This window comes from Escherichia sp. KTE114, assembly GCF_000407765.1.
Classification (GTDB): Bacteria; Pseudomonadota; Gammaproteobacteria; order Enterobacterales; family Enterobacteriaceae; genus Escherichia; species Escherichia ruysiae.
On sequence record NZ_KE136626.1, the window covers coordinates 3508595 to 3525033 of the forward strand.

Genomic DNA, 16439 nt, shown 5'->3' on the forward strand with positions numbered 1-16439 from the left:
ACAAACAACGCTTATTATTAAAAGCGGTTAAACAAATTAAATTTTAATGTTATGCAAATCTGCCAGATCACCATAATATCTCATTTGAAAACCGCTGAAATAACAACCCTATCAGGGTTAATCATATTAAGGTGAGTAAATATGGAAAACAACAAATCTGCACATTACGTTCCTTTTTTATCTATAATACTTTTTGTATTTTGTTGTGTATGGGCGGTATTTTTATAAAACACACCCACAAATAAATCAAACCCGCTACAGCGGGTTTGATTTATATAGTTGTTATACGGAAACTGGCACACGAGCAGGCAATGGATAGTGAGCCCAGTTATTAGCATTTAAAGCTCTTACGCCATCAGCATAAACTTGTGTGTTTCCATCTAATGATTTTAAAGTTACTACAATAGTTACAGGTAAAGGCTCCATTAAGGCCGGTTCATTCGCTCTCAACGTTGTTTTAGCCTGAAGAGCCCAGTTACCCGAAGTAATTCCTTTATTAAATGCCTTGCGATGAATTTTTACTGGTAACCACTTTCCACCATGCTCAATTTGAGCTCTCTCATATCCAGATTGACCGTTTTCTCCTTCCATAGGCACTTTTCCTTTTATAGTATTATTCTCAATTAAGCCAAAACTTAGCTCTACGTTCGCGCGAACATATTCACTGCCGGCATTAGGGTTCAGTGGTGGTGCATATGCAGCAGTAATTACAATCTCACCTTTAAATTTTCCATTTTGAATAAGTGCCGATGGTATGGGATAGTTATCCTTTCTCCACCTCACCCCAGGAACCAAGAATGTTTGGAAAATCAGAGTAAACCTATCATCACTATCATATAAGGTCTCAATAACTTCATTAGGAATTCCCGCTCCCAAATAGCGTCTTTCACTTGGCGAGTAATCAGGAGAAGATAATTGAGCGGAATGAATTAATAATGCTTTAATCAATGATGGTGAAACATTAAAGTCTGTATTAGTGGCTATTCTCTGCCATGTATGCGCAGCTAAACTTGCCACAATTGGAGCAGCAAAACTAGTACCAAAATTAGAGCAAAGCCTATTATCTGGCCCTACGACCTTTAAACTGCTTGCTCCTACATTCCAAGGTCTATGAACCCCACCGCCAGCATGGATTATATCTGGCTTTGGAGTAAATACAGGCCCAGGGCCACGACGAGTATATGGTGTCGGTGTTCCAATTTCACTTAAAGCATCATTAGCTTCCATATGAGAAACTGAACCAACTGTTAGTGCTCGGACTGACTCTCCAGGAGAGGAAATTAAATCAGCACCTCCAAGCGGATCAGGATTTGGCCATGTACGTATAGGTTCATCTACATAATTACCTGCAGCAACTACAAACAAAATACCAAATTTATCGCTGAGCCGATCTAACTCCATCGCAAAATCACTAAACGTCTGCTCATTACATGGTCCGCCTCCCAAAGACAAATTCCAGACTTTTATATCTGGTCTTTTATTTACAGCATCTGCTAGCCTCAGAATTAAATCTGATATATAAGATCCATTTTCATCTAAGGCACAAACATCATGGATTTTAGATTTTGTATCAGGAATCCATGGATGATTGTCATTTAAAAAATGAGCGCCTGATATCAATGAAGACACCATAGTCCCATGTTCATAACTCGTATCAGGAGGAATTACGTATGTTTCCCTACTCACTACCCAAGGAGTAATTGTTGCCGCGATGGGGCTTACCCCAGTGTCAAATACAGCAACAATGGGTAATTCTTCTGATGGTACGGGAAAGCTATTTGTTTCAATGCCAACAGAATCACTTACACTAACCGGGAATGCTGAATATTTTGGTTCAGGAATTAACGTTCTTATACCCGGGTAATCAATGAGAATGTCTAATATATATCGGCTTTGTTGAATAAATAAGATTTCGTGCGAACGACCCTGTAGCTGGCTGGATTTTCAGGCAATACGCACGCTTTCTGGCATCCCAGCCTTTGTCATCCTGTTCAACGCACGCACCATGGCCATAGCTTCCGCTACCTGACCATCGTAGTCACGCAGCGTCAGTGAATCTCCCAACAACTGCTTCATTCTGTACATTGCCGTTTCCGCTATCGAGCGACGGTTATATTCCGTTGTCCATTTCCACCGTGCATTGCTTCCGCTCAGCCGCTGATTAGCAACGGCACGGTTGCGGTCTGCGTACTCACCGGGCCAGTAACCTGCTCCTTTTCGGGGAGGAATAAGCGCGCTGATTTTTTTGCGGCGCAGTTCATCGTGACAGAGCCGGGTATCGTAAGCCCCGTCTGCCGCGGCTGCCCTGATTTTTCTGTGAGTCTGCCGGATAAGGCCCGGGAAGGCTTCTGAGTCCGTGACGTTATTCAGCGACAGGTCTGCACAGACAACTTCATGTGTGTTGCTGTCAACAGCAAGATGCAACTTTCGCCAGATACGACGGCGCTCTTTGCCGTGCTTTCTGACTTTCCATTCGCCTTCACCAAAGACCTTCAGCCCGGTGGAATCAATCACCAGGTGTGCGATTTCACCCCGGGTGGACGTTTTGAAACTGACATTAACCGACTTTGCCCGCTTACTGACACTGGTGTAATCCGGGCAGCGCAACGGAACGTTCATCAGGGCAAAAATGGAATCAATAAAACCCTGCGCAGCCCGCAGGGTCAGCCGGAATACGCGTTTAATCACCAGAACGGTGGTGATGGCGAGATCAGAATAGCGCTGGGGCCTTCCTCGTGATGAAGGCGTTGCCGACTCATACCAGGCCTGAATCGCTTCATCATCCAGCCAGAAAGTGAGGGAGCCACGGTTGATGAGAGCTTTGTTGTAGGTGGACCAGTTGGTGATTCTGAACTTTTGCTTTGCCACGGAATGGTCTGTGTTGTCGGGAGGATGCGTGATCTGATCCTTCAACTCAGCAAAAGTTCGATTTATTCAACAAAGCCATATATATCTATCATTTGGGGATAAATCCATTATCCTTAATAAGGGAAGACCACATTTTTGTCTAATCTCATCATATTTAACTCCGTGTTGTTCTAATATAGAAATAACGTTTTCATAGTTGTTGTAAGTTGCATCTTCACCTGTGTACTCAAATAGTCGTACAAGGATGTTTGATGATTCAAACAAACCATCAGTGCCTCCTGGAACCTTCCTATTCTCATCCCAAGGTTCAATGCGCTCAATCGCGCTTAGATTAGCCAAAATCGCTTTAATATTCCGATGTAAAATGACTGACTCTAATACGTCAAAACAGCCGGCATGAGCAGCAACCAACATTTCATCTATTTTGGCATGACCGGCATTTTGCAATCCAGCCTCTTGAGCAATTTTGTTCGGCCTATGCGTTTTGGCTATTCCCTGGTCTCTTAATTTGAAAACCAAAGTACCCAAGCTTCCAGGGTACTCTGAAAGTTTGGATTCTAAATAATGTTTACTGGTTGTTAAATTTCTTACTAGCCCTTGTCTATATTCGGCTGTTACATCAACCAATACCTTTGCCCCACCGCCAGCGTTTACTATTGCACCCAAGTCACTACTGGAAAAAGGGATTCTTAACATTGGGTTTGTAACTTTTGCGTTACTAAACTGTGTACCCCTTCTGCTCATATGCTCCTGACTCCTTCAGAATGTTTGAAATTACTCTTGATGTAAGTTTGTACAAATTAGCAAGAACTCTGATAGAAAATAATTTTTTATCTTTAGAACGTAACCAACGAATTTCATCTTCGTAAGTGCTTAAATTTACACCTTCCATAAGCGATTGAGCAAGATACAAACGCCTATACAATTTATGGTGATTTATCACACTTGCACCTTCAATAACTGCATCCCTACGTGCATCCAAGCTCACCTGTTCAATTATTGCTCCGGATAATCCTTCCGATTTTCTTGATAAATCACTTAAATCTAGATCGCTACATATCATATTCTTTAAACGATTTTTCCAAATTAACTCTCTCTGATGTATGTCAGGCAGAGGCATTGGAATTCTGAAGCTAAATCGCCTCCAGATTGCAGGATCCAGAAGTTGCTCATGGTTAGTTGAGGCAATAATTACCGTATCCTCTGATGCCGCATCCATATTCTGCAATAGTGAAATGACAACTCGCTGAAGCTCACCTATATCTCTCTCATTACCTCTTGCTCCAGCTAAAGCATCAAATTCGTCTAAAAAAAGCACTGATGGCCTCTGCATTACATAATCGAAAACCTGTCTAAGATTTTTGCTGGTTTGTCCCAATAAACTACTAATCAAAGTATCGCAACGCACTGTAAGAAGTGGAAAATCTAAGCGGGTAGCGATGTACTTAGATAACATAGTCTTACCTGTTCCTGGCTTTCCATACACGAGCATACGACTCGGCAATGCTGCATCAGCTTTAACAAACTCATCATAACGTTGAACATTAGTGATAAACTCTTCAACACGGGTACTGATTGCTGCAGGCAGAAAAATCTCTGAACTGTCTAATTTAGGATAACTGACATCAACAGTGTTGAGTCGACTATCAATATCTACCGGTAATGAGCCCAGAGATATCCCACCTCCAGCCCTTTGAGCTCCTGCCAACGCCTGGGGAGCTCTAAGCAACCTTTCTCTTATCATTCTGGCTTGCTTGACCTCCCCTTTTTGTTCGAGCTTATCTGCCAGCAACCCAGCATAATTACTAGCCATCGAAGCATTTGCCTTTGTTGCACCTTCAATGATTTTTAACACTTCTGATAAATAATCCATTCAACACTCCCACAACAAAAAGCCACAGCAATCAAAAAATGAGCACGCAGAATCAAAATACTCTCTAATCGTAACGCATTTTGAGATTTTTGATACGTTTTTTTGGGATTATGTAACGCCAAATGGTCATTTTGTGTCAGAAAAATAAATCTTAGTACCGAGAATATGTAGCTTCCATCCTTCATCGTTCTATTCATCCCTGATCTCCAAGCCTCTCTCGAAAACCATTCTGATAAAACGCCAGCACACGCTGCATAACTTCACTCTTCCGGCACTCGCGACAGATTATGTTCAGACGCCTGTCGTAGCGGCGTATTTCTCCGTCTGGTAATGACCAGATAAGGTCCGGATCAACCACAGATGGTTTCTTCACCTTTGCCCTGGATAGTTTTTTGCGGGCATTTTGCCAGTCCTTACGAGCCTGTTCAGACGGGAATAACCCGTAACCAGAGTTGTATACATCGCCACTGGCAACCAGCTCTCTGGCGAGAACGCTCATCAGATATCTTGTCGCACCTGTCTTGGCCTCCAGTTGTCGTAACGTCTCGCGTCCACTCCGGCGTACTAGCTCAACAACCTGCCCTTTAATTTTTTCCCGCTCTTCTTGTGTAAATACTTTTGCCATAAGCGCCTCCGGCAATCACTTTTCCGATACAACACGGCGGGAAGAATCAGCAATCTGTCGAACAATATCCCGGTGCTTGTTCAGCTCCCGCAGCGCGGCGCAGACTCGCTCCCACTTCTGGACATGATTTTTCGCCCGACGCAGTTCGCGGTTTGCCATATGCAGCGATGGCAAAATCAGGTCATCAGCTCGCGTTTCAGTAAACGATGGCAGCGACTGCACAATGTCCGCCACAGTTTCTGTTTTAATATCTTCCTGTGTTGCAGCTTCCTGTACTGGTAACGCAACATCTGCTGGCTGAGGAAAGGCTTTAAAATCAGTTTCCGTTACCGATGCAGCTTTCGGCTTTGCTGGTAAATTATCGCCCGGTATGCAGTAACGAAATTTACCGTTCTGATTAACGCGAATCAGACGACCTTTGCTGATTGCCATTGCCAGCGTTGAAGCCACTTTGCGTGATGTGGTACCGAACCATGTAGCCAACTCATCCGCCGTTTGTGGTCCACGTTGTTCAATCGTCGCAGTTAAATCGCACTCCGAAATTTTCGCGACTGTTGCCGTGGTGGTTTCTTCCGGCGGTTCTGCCTGCTCTGGCTGTTCCTGCTGAACGTTGTTATCAGCCACACGCCAGGTGTATACGCTTTTATCAACGAAACCAGCCTTTTTCAGCTCCCACAGCTCGTTCAGTACCTCTTCACGACTGATATCAAGTCGCGCAGCCAGTTCTACCGACGTGGCTTTTCCCATTGCTTTCAGTGCGTCAAAAACAGTCTCCATTAAAATTTCCTCCCGGTAAAAATCACTTCGCAATTCCTGGCTGGACGACATTCGGACGCCAGCTCTCCCAGTTAAAATTCACCCAGCGTCCGCCGTTCATGGTCATGCGATCCATAATCCGCTCGCCGAGCAATGTTTTCATGGCCTCATAGTTCAGGTTTGTCAGCATCCCCACGCTGCGCATCGACGCTGTCCGGCGATCAACAATCTGGTGCAGCACCACCTGCTCGTTTTTTGTCTCGCGCTGAATGCCAATTTCATCAAGAACCAGCAGATCCACTTCGCACAGTTCCCGCAAAAATTTTTCGCCTGACTGCCCATCGTCATAGCTGGCGTGCAGGGCACTCATAACATCAGCCACGGTAACCACAATCACTGTCTGACCGTCTTTCAGCAGGCGATTCCCGATAGCTGCCGCTAAGTGGTTCTTCCCGGTACCAGGTTTTCCGCTGAACGCAAAATTTGTACACCCGGTCATCAGTTCATCAGCGATGGATTTCGCCTGACTCAACGCGTATCGCTGCGCTTCGTTCTGCACCTGGTAATTCGAAAACGAGCATTTGCGGTGCAATGGCTGGATGCCAGAGCGATTCAGAATTTTTTCCACCCGCAACTGACGATTCTGACGGTTGATCTCCTCACAACGTTTCTGGCCTTCGGAAAGTTGCCACTCGCGCCACTCCGCTACCGTCTTGAATGGCGCGGTTACATGTGACGGGGCCAGTCTGCGGATACGTTCAAGAACGTCGCCTGTCGCAATATTTTTCATGGACAGTTACCCCCTGAAGCCTGGCGGGATCGCACTATCCGGTAACGAGACGGTGTTAACCTGTCGGAGTAACGTCTCAGGTCGAACACCTTTCGGCGCGAACAAGCCCTGGTATTCATTGGCGATGCTGTGTCTAATCACCTGCTCAGGTGAAAAACCCTGCTGGCGGAATTTTTCCAGCTCCCGTATCGCCCCGTTAGCGCCCTGCTCCGTTCGAATCGGTTTTCGCAATGCCTGGCGAAATTCAACCCACTCACGCCAAAGCGAGACAGAAATCCAGTTCGGCAAAGCAATATCCAGAGGGTCAAACTTTTTGACACCTCGATTCCCCCGGGGGGGATTTAGGGGGGGATCTGTTTTTAGATCTTTATCTGTATCTTTATTAGTTGCCTTTGTGTTGACATCATGTTCAAACACCACTTCAACATCTGTTTGAACACCTGTTAAATTTCTCTCTTGTTTTGTTTGAACATCTGCTTCCTTTCTGCTTCTTCTGGCCTGAACAGATGCTTTTCCTGCGGCTGATTTTTTGGTTAATTTTTCCCTAACTGATGCCAGATCTTCCGCAATCCGAAGATGCACCCATTCCTCGCCGTTATCGCAAAAAAACTCCTGCAAGGATGGTTCAACATCAGCCCATCGCTCGTTAGTCAGACGGGCAATTTTTGCCAGCCTGTTTTTAGGTATTGGCTTTCCTGTTTGCCAGTAATTGAACATCAGCAACAAATACGCACCATGCTCCTCTGCTGACAAATGCATGGTGTCAGCCAGGTAATCAGCTATGTACAGTTGCATGTATGGTAATGCGGCCATAATTGCCCCGTATGATGCTGCCCGGTGGCTTAGAATAAGCACAAACAGCATGAAAACTTTTGCTTAATGAACAATGACAGAATCGTCGGAAGACCCGCCGCCGCTGAAATGCGCTTTCCGGTAAACGGCTTGGACTGCATCATCATGCGCATCAATTGCCGTACTTAACGCTTCCTGCGCCGCCAGTAATGCACGGCGTTCCAGGGTATCGAAGATGCAGAGTCGGTGACGCAGCTCGCGCGGAAGGATTGCCAGAATTGCTGGGATCAGCTTCTGAATTTTTTCCCTTTGCGCATTCGTTTCACCTTTCAACCAACGGTGATAGATATTCTGCTGATTGTTCCAGTCCTTGCCTGGAACCAGGGGCAATTCGCCGCCCCCCTGGCGCAGATATTCTTCAGTAATTGCATTGGCTACCCATGCCTGCCCTTTTTCGGCTGCCAGGGCAAACAACACCGATTCGATGTGCTCATGCTTGATTTTCATGAATCATTTGCCTCTTGATGTTTCAGGTATGATCAAATGAGGATTTGTTACTGTCATTTAGTTGCTTCACTGACATATTCTGCGAACAACATGCCGAACGTCGTAAATATGACCAGTCAATATCAGGACGAAGTTCTTCGCACAGCACCTCACCTCTTGTTGCACGTTCAATTGCTGGACATCTCTCGGCAGGCAATTGACGTACCCCTTTGATCCATTGATTTACGCTTGGAGGTGATACACCTAAAAGCCTAGCCATTGCTGTTTGCCCACCGACAACAGCACAAGCTTGCTTGAATGAATAGTTCTCTTTTTTCATCGAATGAACTCCAAAAACACACAGAGATATTAGGCGACGCCTAATACAAATGTCAATAGGCTATGCCTAATACAATGAGAGTAGGGATTGCCTAATGCAATGAGCATAGGAGAATATTAAGCAATGCTTAGTGGTAAAGACTTAGGCCGAGCGATAGAGCAGGCCATTAACAAAAAAATCGCATCGGGATCCGTCAAATCAAAGGCGGAGGTCGCACGCCACTTCAAAGTCCAACCACCATCAATCTATGACTGGATTAAGAAAGGCTCCATAAGTAAAGATAAACTTCCAGAATTATGGCGTTTCTTTGCTGATGTTGTTGGTCCAGAGCATTGGGGGCTTAACGAATACCCCATACCAACCCCCACCAATCCAGATACAAAAAGTGAACTTTTAGATATAAACAACCTTTATCAAGCAGCCTCTGATGAAATAAGAGCGATTGTAGCTTTCCTGTTATCTGGAAATGCTACAGAACCAGATTGGGTTGACCACGATGTTCGCGCCTACATAGCAGCGATGGAAATGAAAGTGGGTAAGTATCTGAAAGCTCTAGAATCTGAACGGAAAAGCCAGAACATCACAAAAACTGGAACTTAAACTTATATGGTCTGACGGAAAACTCCTGGATTCCGTTATTTAACCCCCCCATCACTTTCTCCAGTCGCCATCACCTATTAGGTTACGCTTAAAACATTAGGCATAGCCTATTGACAATCAATTAGGCATTACCTATAGTTCCAGCATACCACCCACCCCGCCCCACAGAACGCCAGGCAATACTTCGAGTTACCAGGCAGTGGTCAGGGGTTAAGTAGCCAGCCCGAGGCGTATGAACATGACGGCGGGATTCAAATTTTGCAGTGCAGCAGTTAGTTCCGCCACCCGGCGTTAAGGGGAGAGATAAGATGGTGCATTACGAAGTAGTTCAGTATTTGATGGATTGTTGCGGTATCACTTACAGCCAGGCTGTGCAGGCTTTACGTAGCAACGACTGGGATCTCTGGCAAGCAGAAGCCTCTATCCGCAACAACAAGATGTGAGGTGCGAAAAATGCAAAAAATCGACCTCGGCAATAACGAATCCATGGTGTGCGGCGTGTTCCCTAACCAAGATGGAACGTTCACTGCTATGACGTATACCAAAAGCAAAACATTTAAAACAGAAACAGGCGCACGTCGCTGGCTTGCCAGAAATACTTGCTAATCCATTATTTGGATTAATTCAATATTCTCGCTGTAGGGGTATAGCAGAAACCACCAAAGCCCGGAGGTGGTGAAATAAAACCGGGCACAACACGAAGGCGCATTTCCGATATCCATAAAGAGTCGGTCTTGTCTGTTAAATTTAAATGGTGGGAGTGCGCCTCCGGTTGTGGATAACAACACTGCTATGTGTAGTCTTGGCGGCATCAGTTTTTTCTTGAAGTTCGACTGATGCCCGCCCTTTTTAAAGTGAATTTTGTGATGCGGTGAATGCGGCTAAGCGCACGCGGCACAGTTAAAAGTCATGTTAGTCCTTATTGGTTTGGGTGGGAAAGCCGACTGTAATTGTTAACTGGTTGCAGTCACCTGGAGGCACCAGGCACCGCATCAACAAAGTTCATTTGTAAAAATGGAGATAATTATGATTGCACATCACTTCGGAACTGATGAAATACCACGTCAGTGTGTGACTCCTGGTGACTATGTTCTTCATGAAGGCCGGACATATATTGCCTCGGCAAACAATATTAAAAAGCGAAAACTTTATATTCGTAACCTGACCACAAAAACATGCATTACTGACTGCATGATTAAAGTCTTCCTCGGTCGTAATGGTTTACCTGTAAAGGCGGAGTCATGGTGATGACTAAGAAAATAAAATGTGCTTACCACCTTTGCAATAAAGAAATTGAAGAAAGCAAAAGTATCAAAAGACCACTTCATTTCATGCGTGGAGTTATCCAAACGACGGAAATGAAAAAATATTGTAGTGAAAGTTGTGCCGAAAAAGACCAGATGGCACACGAACTTTAATTAACTGACTATGCGAAACTGAATTTATGCCAGCAATGGCAGGGATTCGCTCAACCTTAATTAAGGAGAAAAACATGATTACCAGTTATGAAGCCACTGTTGTAACTACTGATGACATTGTTCACGAGGTTAATCTGGAAGGAAAGCGTATTGGCTACGTGATTAAAACAGAAAATAAAGAAACCCCATTCACTGTGGTTGATATCGACGGTCCATCAGGCAACGTTAAAACACTTCACGAAGGTGTCAAAAAAATGTGCCTGGTGCATACCGGAAAGAATCTGCCCGCAGAAAAAAAAGCCGAATTTCTGGCAACTCTAATTGCAATGAAATTAAAAGGTGAAATCTGAAAGAAATAGCCTGCGTATGGCGCAGGCTATGAACAGTGTGTATCCGGCAAGATCATTCACTGAACAAAACGAATTTTAATCTGAGTTGAGGTTAAAAAACAATGAGCACAAAACCACTCTTCCTGTTACGGAAAGCGAAAAAATCATCCGGTGAACCTGACGTCGTCCTGTGGGCAAGCGACGATTTTGAATCGACCTGTGCCACTCTGGACTACCTGATCGTTAAGTCAGGTAAAAAACTGAGCAACTATTTTAAAGCTGTTGCCACAAATTTTCCTGTCGTTAATGACCTTCCCCCTGAAGGTGAGATCGATTTTACCTGGAGTGAACGCTATCAACTCAGCAAAGACTCCATGACATGGGAACTAAAACCGGGAGCAGCGCCAGACGACGTTCACCACCAGGATAATGCTCAAGAAACCAACGAACTGGCGGGAGGCCAGGAAGAAAACGCGCAGGCAGACGCCCACGAGGATTGCCAGGATTGCGAAGTCTCTGTAGCCACTTTGCGGTTCACACAGCGTCTTCTGCACATTTTTACGTATGCGGCCGGGGATCGGAAATACCTGCATCATGCCACCCGAGAACAACGCGAACACATTACTGCTCTTGAGATGGATCAGGAAAACAGCTATGTCCAGAATCTGCTGTTGGCCATACGCGGCATGGCAGAACCGACAACTCTGGATAATGCCGCCCTGCTCCGCCTGACTGATGCAATTAAGGCAGTTTTCTCTATCACTAAAAAACATCAGCCCTATGAATTTAAGAATTTCATTTCAGCCTGGCTGGATACCGAACACATTGATCGCGGTCTTCTGACAAAAGAATGGCGAAAAGGGAATCGTGTTTCACGCATCACTCGCACGGCTTCCGGTGCTAATGCTGGCGGCGGGAACCTCACAGATCGCGGCGAAGGTTTCGTCCACGATCTGACGTCACTGGCGCGCGATATAGCCACTGGCGTACTGGCCCGTTCAATGGACGTGGACATCTATAACCTTCATCCGGCACACGCTAAACGCATTGAGGAAATTATCGCTGAAAATAAACCGCCCTTTTCTGTTTTCCGCGACAAATTCATCACCATGCCTGGCGGGCTGGATTATTCCCGCGCCATCGTGGTTGCGTCCGTGAAAGAAGCACCAATTGGGATCGAGGTCATCCCCGCTCACGTCACTGCATATCTGAACAAAGTACTGACTGAAACCGATCATGCCAACCCTGATCCGGAAATCGTGGATATTGCCTGCGGTCGCTCCTCTGCCCCGATGCCGCAGCGAGTAACAGAAGAAGGAAAACAGGATGATGAAGAAAAACTGCAACCATCTGGAACAACGGCAGATGAACAGGGAGAGGCTGAAACAATGGAACCGGACGCAACTAAACATCATCAGGACACGCAGCCGCTGGATGCTCAGTCACAGGTAAATTCTGTTGATGCGAAATATCAGGAACTGCGGGCAGAACTCCATGAAGCTCGGAAAAACATTCCATCAAAAAATCCTGTCGATGCCGATAAATTGCTTGCTGCATCACGTGGTGAATTTGTTGACGGAATTAGCGACCCGAACGATCCGAAATGGGTTAAGGGGATCCAGACTCGCGATTCTGTGTACCAGAACCAGCCAGAAACGGAAAAAACCAGCCCGGATATGAAACAACCTGAGCCAGTAGTGCAACAGGAACCGGAAATAGCCTGCAATGCCTGCGGCCAGACTGGCGGGGATAACTGCCCTGACTGTGGTGCGGTGATGGGCGACGCAACAAACCAGGAAACATTCGATGAAGAGAATCAGGTTGAAGCTAAGGAAAATGATCCGGAGGAAATGGAAGGCGCTGAACATCCGCACAATGAGAATGCTGGCAGCGATCCGCATCGCGATTGCAGTGATGAAACTGGCGAAGTCGCAGATCCCGTAATCGTAGAAGACATAGAGCCAGGTATTTATTACGGAATTTCGAATGAGAATTACCACGCAGGTCCCGGTGTCAGTAAGTCTCAGCTCGATGACATTGCTGATACTCCGGCACTGTATTTGTGGCGTAAAAATGCCCCCGTGGACACCACAAAGACAAAAACGCTCGATTTAGGAACCGCTTTCCACTGCCGGGTACTTGAACCGGAAGAATTCAGTAACCGCTTTATCGTAGCACCTGAATTTAACCGCCGTACAAACGCCGGAAAAGAAGAAGAGAAAGCGTTTCTGATGGAATGCGCAAGCACAGGAAAAATGGTTATCACTGCGGAAGAAGGCCGGAAAATTGAACTGATGTATCAAAGCGTTATTGCTTTGCCGCTGGGGCAATGGCTTGTTGAAAGCGCCGGACACGCTGAATCATCAATTTACTGGGAAGATCCTGAAACAGGAATTTTGTGTCGGTGCCGTCCGGACAAAATTATCCCTGAATTTCACTGGATCATGGACGTGAAAACTACGGCGGATATTCAACGATTCAAAACCGCTTATTACGACTACCGCTATCACGTTCAGGATGCATTCTACAGTGACGGTTATGAAGCACAGTTTGGAGTGCAGCCAACTTTCGTTTTTCTGGTTGCCAGCACAACTATTGAATGCGGACGTTATCCGGTTGAAATTTTCATGATGGGCGAAGAAGCAAAACTAGCAGGTCAGCTGGAATATCACCGCAATCTGCGAACCCTGGCTGACTGCCTCAATACCGATGAATGGCCAGCTATTAAGACGTTATCACTGCCCCGCTGGGCTAAGGAATATGCAAATGACTAAGCAACCACCAATCGCAAAAGCCGATCTGCAAAAAACTCAGGAAAACCGTGCACCAGCAGCAATTAAAAATAACGACGTGATTAGTTTTATTAACCAGCCATCAATGAAAGAGCAACTGGCAGCAGCTCTTCCACGCCATATGACGGCTGAACGTATGATCCGTATCGCCACCACAGAAATTCGTAAAGTTCCGGCGTTAGGAAACTGTGACACTATGAGTTTTGTCAGTGCAATCGTACAGTGTTCACAGCTCGGACTTGAGCCAGGTAGCGCCCTCGGTCATGCATATTTACTGCCTTTTGGTAATAAAAACGAAAAGAGCGGTAAAAAAAACGTTCAGCTAATCATTGGCTATCGCGGCATGATTGATCTGGCTCGCCGTTCAGGTCAAATCGCCAGTCTGTCAGCCCGTGTTGTCCGTGAAGGTGACGAATTTAATTTCGAATTTGGCCTTGATGAAAAGTTAATACACCGCCCAGGAGAAAACGAAGATGCCCCGGTTACCCACGTCTATGCTGTCGCAAGACTGAAAGACGGAGGTACTCAGTTTGAAGTTATGACGCGCAGACAGATTGAGCTGGTGCGCAGCCAGAGTAAAGCTGGTAATAACGGGCCGTGGGTAACTCACTGGGAAGAAATGGCAAAGAAAACAGCTATTCGTCGCCTGTTCAAATATCTGCCCGTATCAATTGAGATCCAGCGTGCAGTATCAATGGATGAAAAGGAACCACTGACAATCGATCCTGCAGATTCCTCTGTATTAACCGGGGAATACAGTGTAATCGATAATTCAGAGGAATAATTCAGTCTGGCGGTGTAATGCACCGCCAACTTGAAATATTTTTTATGAGAAAAATTATGAGATATGACAATGTTAAACCATGTCCATTTTGTGGTTGTCCATCAGTAACGGTGAAAGCCATTTCAGGATATTACCGAGCGAAGTGTAACGGATGCGAATCCCGAACCGGTTATGGTGGAAGTGAAAAAGAAGCACTCGAAAGATGGAATAAACGAACCACTGGAAATAATAATGGAGGTGTTCATGTATAAAATTACCGCCACTATTGAAAAGGAAGGTGGCACTCCTACTAACTGGACAAGATATTCAAAATCTAAACTAACGAAATCAGAATGCGAAAAAATGCTCTCAGGTAAAAAAGAAGCAGCCGTTTCCAGAGAGCAGAAAGTAAAACTGATAAATTTTAATTGCGAGAGACTTCAGTCCTCGTGAATTGCATTGTATTCAAATTAAAACTTCATAGCTGATTATTAATAATCAACATCGGGCGTCAATTTCAGTCTAACATTGGCGCCTGCCAGAGGTGATGCGATGGCACAAGTAATCTTTAATGAAGAGTGGATGGTTGAATACGGCCTGATGCTTCGCACTGGTCTGGGGGCCAGACAAATTGAAGCATACCGCCAGAACTGTTGGGTGGAAGGCTTCCACTTCAAACGAGTATCTCCTTTAGGGAAGCCAGACAGTAAGCGAGGGATTATCTGGTACAACTATCCAAAGATAAATCAGTTTATCAAAGACTCATGATATGTCTAAATTACCAACAGGTGTCGAGATTAGAGGTAGATACATTCGCATCTGGTTCATGTTTCGAGGAAAACGATGTCGGGAAACATTAAAAGGCTGGGAGATTACAAACAGTAATATTAAAAAGGCCGGAAATTTAAGATCGCTGATAGTTCATGAAATAAACTCCGGTGAATTTGAGTATTTAAGACGTTTTCCCCAGTCCAGCACTGGGGCAAAAATGGTGACAACGAGAGTCATAAAAACGTTCGGAGAACTTTGTGATATCTGGACAAAAATTAAAGAGACAGAGTTAACAACAAACACAATGAAGAAAACGAAATCACAATTAAAAACACTCAGAATAATAATTTGTGAAAGTACCCCGATATCACATATTCGTTATAGCGATATCTTAATCTACCGGAATGAACTGCTGCATGGAGAAACGCTTTACCTGGATAATCCAAGATCCAACAAAAAAGGAAGAACCGTGCGCACAGTTGATAACTATATCGCCCTGCTCTGTTCGCTGTTGCGTTTTGCGTATCAGTCGGGATTTATATCAACCAAACCATTTGAAGGAGTAAAAAAATTACAGCGAAACAGAATAAAGCCTGATCCGTTATCTAAAACAGAATTCAATGCATTAATGGAAAGTGAAAAAGGACAGAGCCAGAACTTGTGGAAATTTGCCGTTTACTCAGGACTTCGTCACGGGGAACTGGCAGCTCTGGCGTGGGAGGATGTGGATCTCGAAAAGGGAATAGTGAATGTCAGAAGAAACCTGACGATACTTGATATGTTCGGTCCCCCAAAAACAAATGCCGGGATCCGGACAGTAACACTACTGCAGCCTGCTCTTGAAGCACTGAAGGAGCAATACAAACTGACCGGGCATCATCGCAAAAGCGAAATCACTTTTTATCATCGGGAGTACGGCAGAACCGAAAAGCAAAAACTGCATTTTGTTTTCATGCCCAGAGTGTGTAACGGAAAACAGAAACCTTATTACTCGGTAAGCAGTTTGGGTGCGAGATGGAATGCAGCAGTAAAACGTGCTGGTATTCGCCGCCGTAATCCGTACCATACGCGGCATACTTTTGCCTGCTGGCTGTTGACGGCAGGAGCGAACCCGGCGTTTATAGCCAGCCAGATGGGGCATGAAACTGCGCAGATGGTGTATGAAATTTACGGTATGTGGATTGATGACATGAACGACGAACAGGTAGCCATGTTGAATGCGCGGTTATCGTAGTT

At 45.3% G+C, this 16439-nt stretch carries 22 protein-coding genes; 12 read left to right on the plus strand and 10 right to left on the minus strand.

The genetic code is table 11. The features are described from left to right. Positions 1-282 precede the first annotated feature (282 nt). The 10 genes from WC5_RS04610 to ydaS form a co-directional block, all read right to left on the minus strand. Positions 283-1911: a S8 family peptidase gene (locus WC5_RS04610; protein ID WP_353602602.1), complete on the minus strand. Its 1629-nt coding sequence runs from the start codon at positions 1909-1911 to the stop codon at positions 283-285. A gap of 33 nt (positions 1912-1944) precedes the next feature. After that, positions 1945-2913, minus strand: coding sequence for an IS5 family transposase (locus WC5_RS04605; RefSeq protein ID WP_000654811.1), 969 nt, complete (start codon positions 2911-2913; stop codon positions 1945-1947). Between the two features lie 21 nt (positions 2914-2934). Beyond that, positions 2935-3612 (minus strand): hypothetical protein, encoded by a 678-nt coding sequence (locus tag WC5_RS04600; RefSeq protein WP_016231727.1) that lies wholly within the window; start codon positions 3610-3612, stop codon positions 2935-2937. Next, positions 3587-4741 (minus strand): anti-phage ATPase IteA, encoded by a 1155-nt coding sequence (gene iteA, locus WC5_RS04595; protein ID WP_000385105.1) that lies wholly within the window; start codon positions 4739-4741, stop codon positions 3587-3589. Before iteA ends, WC5_RS04600 begins: the two co-directional genes overlap by 26 nt. 193 nt (positions 4742-4934) lie before the next feature. Continuing rightward, positions 4935-5366 carry a DUF977 family protein gene (locus WC5_RS04590; protein WP_001403739.1) on the minus strand — a complete coding sequence of 144 codons (432 nt, stop codon included), beginning with the start codon at positions 5364-5366 and terminating at the stop codon, positions 4935-4937. A 15-nt stretch (positions 5367-5381) separates the two neighbouring features. Further along, positions 5382-6143, minus strand: a complete 762-nt coding sequence (locus WC5_RS04585) for a DUF1627 domain-containing protein (RefSeq protein WP_001551048.1) — start codon at positions 6141-6143, stop codon at positions 5382-5384. A gap of 22 nt (positions 6144-6165) precedes the next feature. Further along, a complete protein-coding gene (locus tag WC5_RS04580; RefSeq protein ID WP_001551047.1) occupies positions 6166-6912 on the minus strand; it encodes an ATP-binding protein in 747 nt (248 codons plus the stop codon). 6 nt (positions 6913-6918) lie between these two features. Then, positions 6919-7776 carry a YdaU family protein gene (locus WC5_RS04575; protein ID WP_001551046.1) on the minus strand — a complete coding sequence of 286 codons (858 nt, stop codon included), beginning with the start codon at positions 7774-7776 and terminating at the stop codon, positions 6919-6921. Between the two features lie 12 nt (positions 7777-7788). Further along, on the minus strand, positions 7789-8211 hold the full coding sequence (locus WC5_RS04570) for a toxin YdaT family protein (protein ID WP_001551045.1): 423 nt from the start codon (positions 8209-8211) through the stop codon (positions 7789-7791). A 22-nt stretch (positions 8212-8233) separates the two neighbouring features. Continuing rightward, the gene (ydaS, locus tag WC5_RS04565; RefSeq protein ID WP_001551044.1) at positions 8234-8530 is read right to left on the minus strand and encodes a toxin YdaS; all 297 of its coding nucleotides are present in this window, start codon (positions 8528-8530) and stop codon (positions 8234-8236) included. 123 nt (positions 8531-8653) lie between these two features. Here ydaS and racR point away from each other — a divergent pair, with 123 nt between their 5' ends. The 12 genes from racR (at position 8654) to WC5_RS24325 (ending at position 16437) form a co-directional block, all read left to right on the plus strand. Then, positions 8654-9130 (plus strand): DNA-binding transcriptional repressor RacR, encoded by a 477-nt coding sequence (gene racR, locus WC5_RS04560; RefSeq protein WP_001551043.1) that lies wholly within the window; start codon positions 8654-8656, stop codon positions 9128-9130. 308 nt (positions 9131-9438) lie between these two features. After that, on the plus strand, positions 9439-9573 hold the full coding sequence (locus WC5_RS25920) for a hypothetical protein (protein WP_000233813.1): 135 nt from the start codon (positions 9439-9441) through the stop codon (positions 9571-9573). 10 nt (positions 9574-9583) lie between these two features. Further along, on the plus strand, positions 9584-9736 hold the full coding sequence (locus tag WC5_RS23015) for a DUF1391 family protein (RefSeq protein ID WP_001551042.1): 153 nt from the start codon (positions 9584-9586) through the stop codon (positions 9734-9736). Positions 9737-10156: 420 nt separating this feature from the next. Further along, positions 10157-10378 carry a killing protein KilR gene (gene kilR, locus WC5_RS04555; RefSeq protein ID WP_000560221.1) on the plus strand — a complete coding sequence of 74 codons (222 nt, stop codon included), beginning with the start codon at positions 10157-10159 and terminating at the stop codon, positions 10376-10378. Next, the gene (locus WC5_RS04550; protein WP_001551041.1) at positions 10378-10548 is read left to right on the plus strand and encodes a YdaE family protein; all 171 of its coding nucleotides are present in this window, start codon (positions 10378-10380) and stop codon (positions 10546-10548) included. Before kilR ends, WC5_RS04550 begins: the two co-directional genes overlap by 1 nt. 74 nt (positions 10549-10622) lie before the next feature. Continuing rightward, positions 10623-10898 (plus strand): hypothetical protein, encoded by a 276-nt coding sequence (locus tag WC5_RS04545; protein WP_001314664.1) that lies wholly within the window; start codon positions 10623-10625, stop codon positions 10896-10898. Positions 10899-10999: 101 nt separating this feature from the next. Further along, complete coding sequence (gene recE, locus WC5_RS04540; RefSeq protein WP_016231728.1) at positions 11000-13651, plus strand: exodeoxyribonuclease VIII; 2652 nt, start codon at positions 11000-11002, stop codon at positions 13649-13651. Then, a complete protein-coding gene (gene recT / locus WC5_RS04535) occupies positions 13644-14453 on the plus strand; it encodes a recombination protein RecT (protein WP_001551037.1) in 810 nt (269 codons plus the stop codon). Before recE ends, recT begins: the two co-directional genes overlap by 8 nt. A 56-nt stretch (positions 14454-14509) precedes the next feature. Beyond that, entirely contained in the window at positions 14510-14704 is a 195-nt protein-coding gene (gene ralR / locus WC5_RS0122640) for a type I toxin-antitoxin system endodeoxyribonuclease toxin RalR (RefSeq protein WP_001317028.1), read from the plus strand. Beyond that, positions 14697-14885, plus strand: a complete 189-nt coding sequence (locus WC5_RS04530) for a DUF1187 family protein (RefSeq protein WP_001551036.1) — start codon at positions 14697-14699, stop codon at positions 14883-14885. The genes ralR and WC5_RS04530 overlap by 8 nt, the downstream gene beginning before the upstream one ends. A 99-nt stretch (positions 14886-14984) precedes the next feature. Next, on the plus strand, positions 14985-15200 hold the full coding sequence (gene xisR, locus WC5_RS04525; protein ID WP_000079604.1) for an excisionase XisR: 216 nt from the start codon (positions 14985-14987) through the stop codon (positions 15198-15200). A 1-nt stretch (position 15201) separates the two neighbouring features. Then, positions 15202-16437 carry a site-specific integrase gene (locus tag WC5_RS24325; protein WP_001551035.1) on the plus strand — a complete coding sequence of 412 codons (1236 nt, stop codon included), beginning with the start codon at positions 15202-15204 and terminating at the stop codon, positions 16435-16437. Positions 16438-16439: the final 2 nt, after the last annotated feature.

Excerpts from the sequence above, each read along its gene's own strand:
- WC5_RS04600 (WP_016231727.1), bottom strand. The coding sequence starts at position 3,612 with ATGAGCAGAAGGGGTACACAGTTTAGTAACGCAAAAGTTACAAACCCA.
- iteA (WP_000385105.1), bottom strand. The coding sequence starts at position 4,741 with ATGGATTATTTATCAGAAGTGTTAAAAATCATTGAAGGTGCAACAAAG.
- WC5_RS04590 (WP_001403739.1), bottom strand. The coding sequence starts at position 5,366 with ATGGCAAAAGTATTTACACAAGAAGAGCGGGAAAAAATTAAAGGGCAG.
- WC5_RS04585 (WP_001551048.1), bottom strand. The coding sequence starts at position 6,143 with ATGGAGACTGTTTTTGACGCACTGAAAGCAATGGGAAAAGCCACGTCG.
- WC5_RS04580 (WP_001551047.1), bottom strand. The coding sequence starts at position 6,912 with ATGAAAAATATTGCGACAGGCGACGTTCTTGAACGTATCCGCAGACTG.
- WC5_RS04575 (WP_001551046.1), bottom strand. The coding sequence starts at position 7,776 with ATGCTGTTTGTGCTTATTCTAAGCCACCGGGCAGCATCATACGGGGCA.
- WC5_RS04570 (WP_001551045.1), bottom strand. The coding sequence starts at position 8,211 with ATGAAAATCAAGCATGAGCACATCGAATCGGTGTTGTTTGCCCTGGCA.
- ydaS (WP_001551044.1), bottom strand. The coding sequence starts at position 8,530 with ATGAAAAAAGAGAACTATTCATTCAAGCAAGCTTGTGCTGTTGTCGGT.
- racR (WP_001551043.1), top strand. The coding sequence starts at position 8,654 with ATGCTTAGTGGTAAAGACTTAGGCCGAGCGATAGAGCAGGCCATTAAC.
- WC5_RS25920 (WP_000233813.1), top strand. The coding sequence starts at position 9,439 with ATGGTGCATTACGAAGTAGTTCAGTATTTGATGGATTGTTGCGGTATC.
- WC5_RS23015 (WP_001551042.1), top strand. The coding sequence starts at position 9,584 with ATGCAAAAAATCGACCTCGGCAATAACGAATCCATGGTGTGCGGCGTG.
- kilR (WP_000560221.1), top strand. The coding sequence starts at position 10,157 with ATGATTGCACATCACTTCGGAACTGATGAAATACCACGTCAGTGTGTG.
- WC5_RS04550 (WP_001551041.1), top strand. The coding sequence starts at position 10,378 with ATGACTAAGAAAATAAAATGTGCTTACCACCTTTGCAATAAAGAAATT.
- WC5_RS04545 (WP_001314664.1), top strand. The coding sequence starts at position 10,623 with ATGATTACCAGTTATGAAGCCACTGTTGTAACTACTGATGACATTGTT.
- recE (WP_016231728.1), top strand. The coding sequence starts at position 11,000 with ATGAGCACAAAACCACTCTTCCTGTTACGGAAAGCGAAAAAATCATCC.
- recT (WP_001551037.1), top strand. The coding sequence starts at position 13,644 with ATGACTAAGCAACCACCAATCGCAAAAGCCGATCTGCAAAAAACTCAG.
- ralR (WP_001317028.1), top strand. The coding sequence starts at position 14,510 with ATGAGATATGACAATGTTAAACCATGTCCATTTTGTGGTTGTCCATCA.
- WC5_RS04530 (WP_001551036.1), top strand. The coding sequence starts at position 14,697 with ATGTATAAAATTACCGCCACTATTGAAAAGGAAGGTGGCACTCCTACT.
- xisR (WP_000079604.1), top strand. The coding sequence starts at position 14,985 with ATGGCACAAGTAATCTTTAATGAAGAGTGGATGGTTGAATACGGCCTG.
- WC5_RS24325 (WP_001551035.1), top strand. The coding sequence starts at position 15,202 with ATGTCTAAATTACCAACAGGTGTCGAGATTAGAGGTAGATACATTCGC.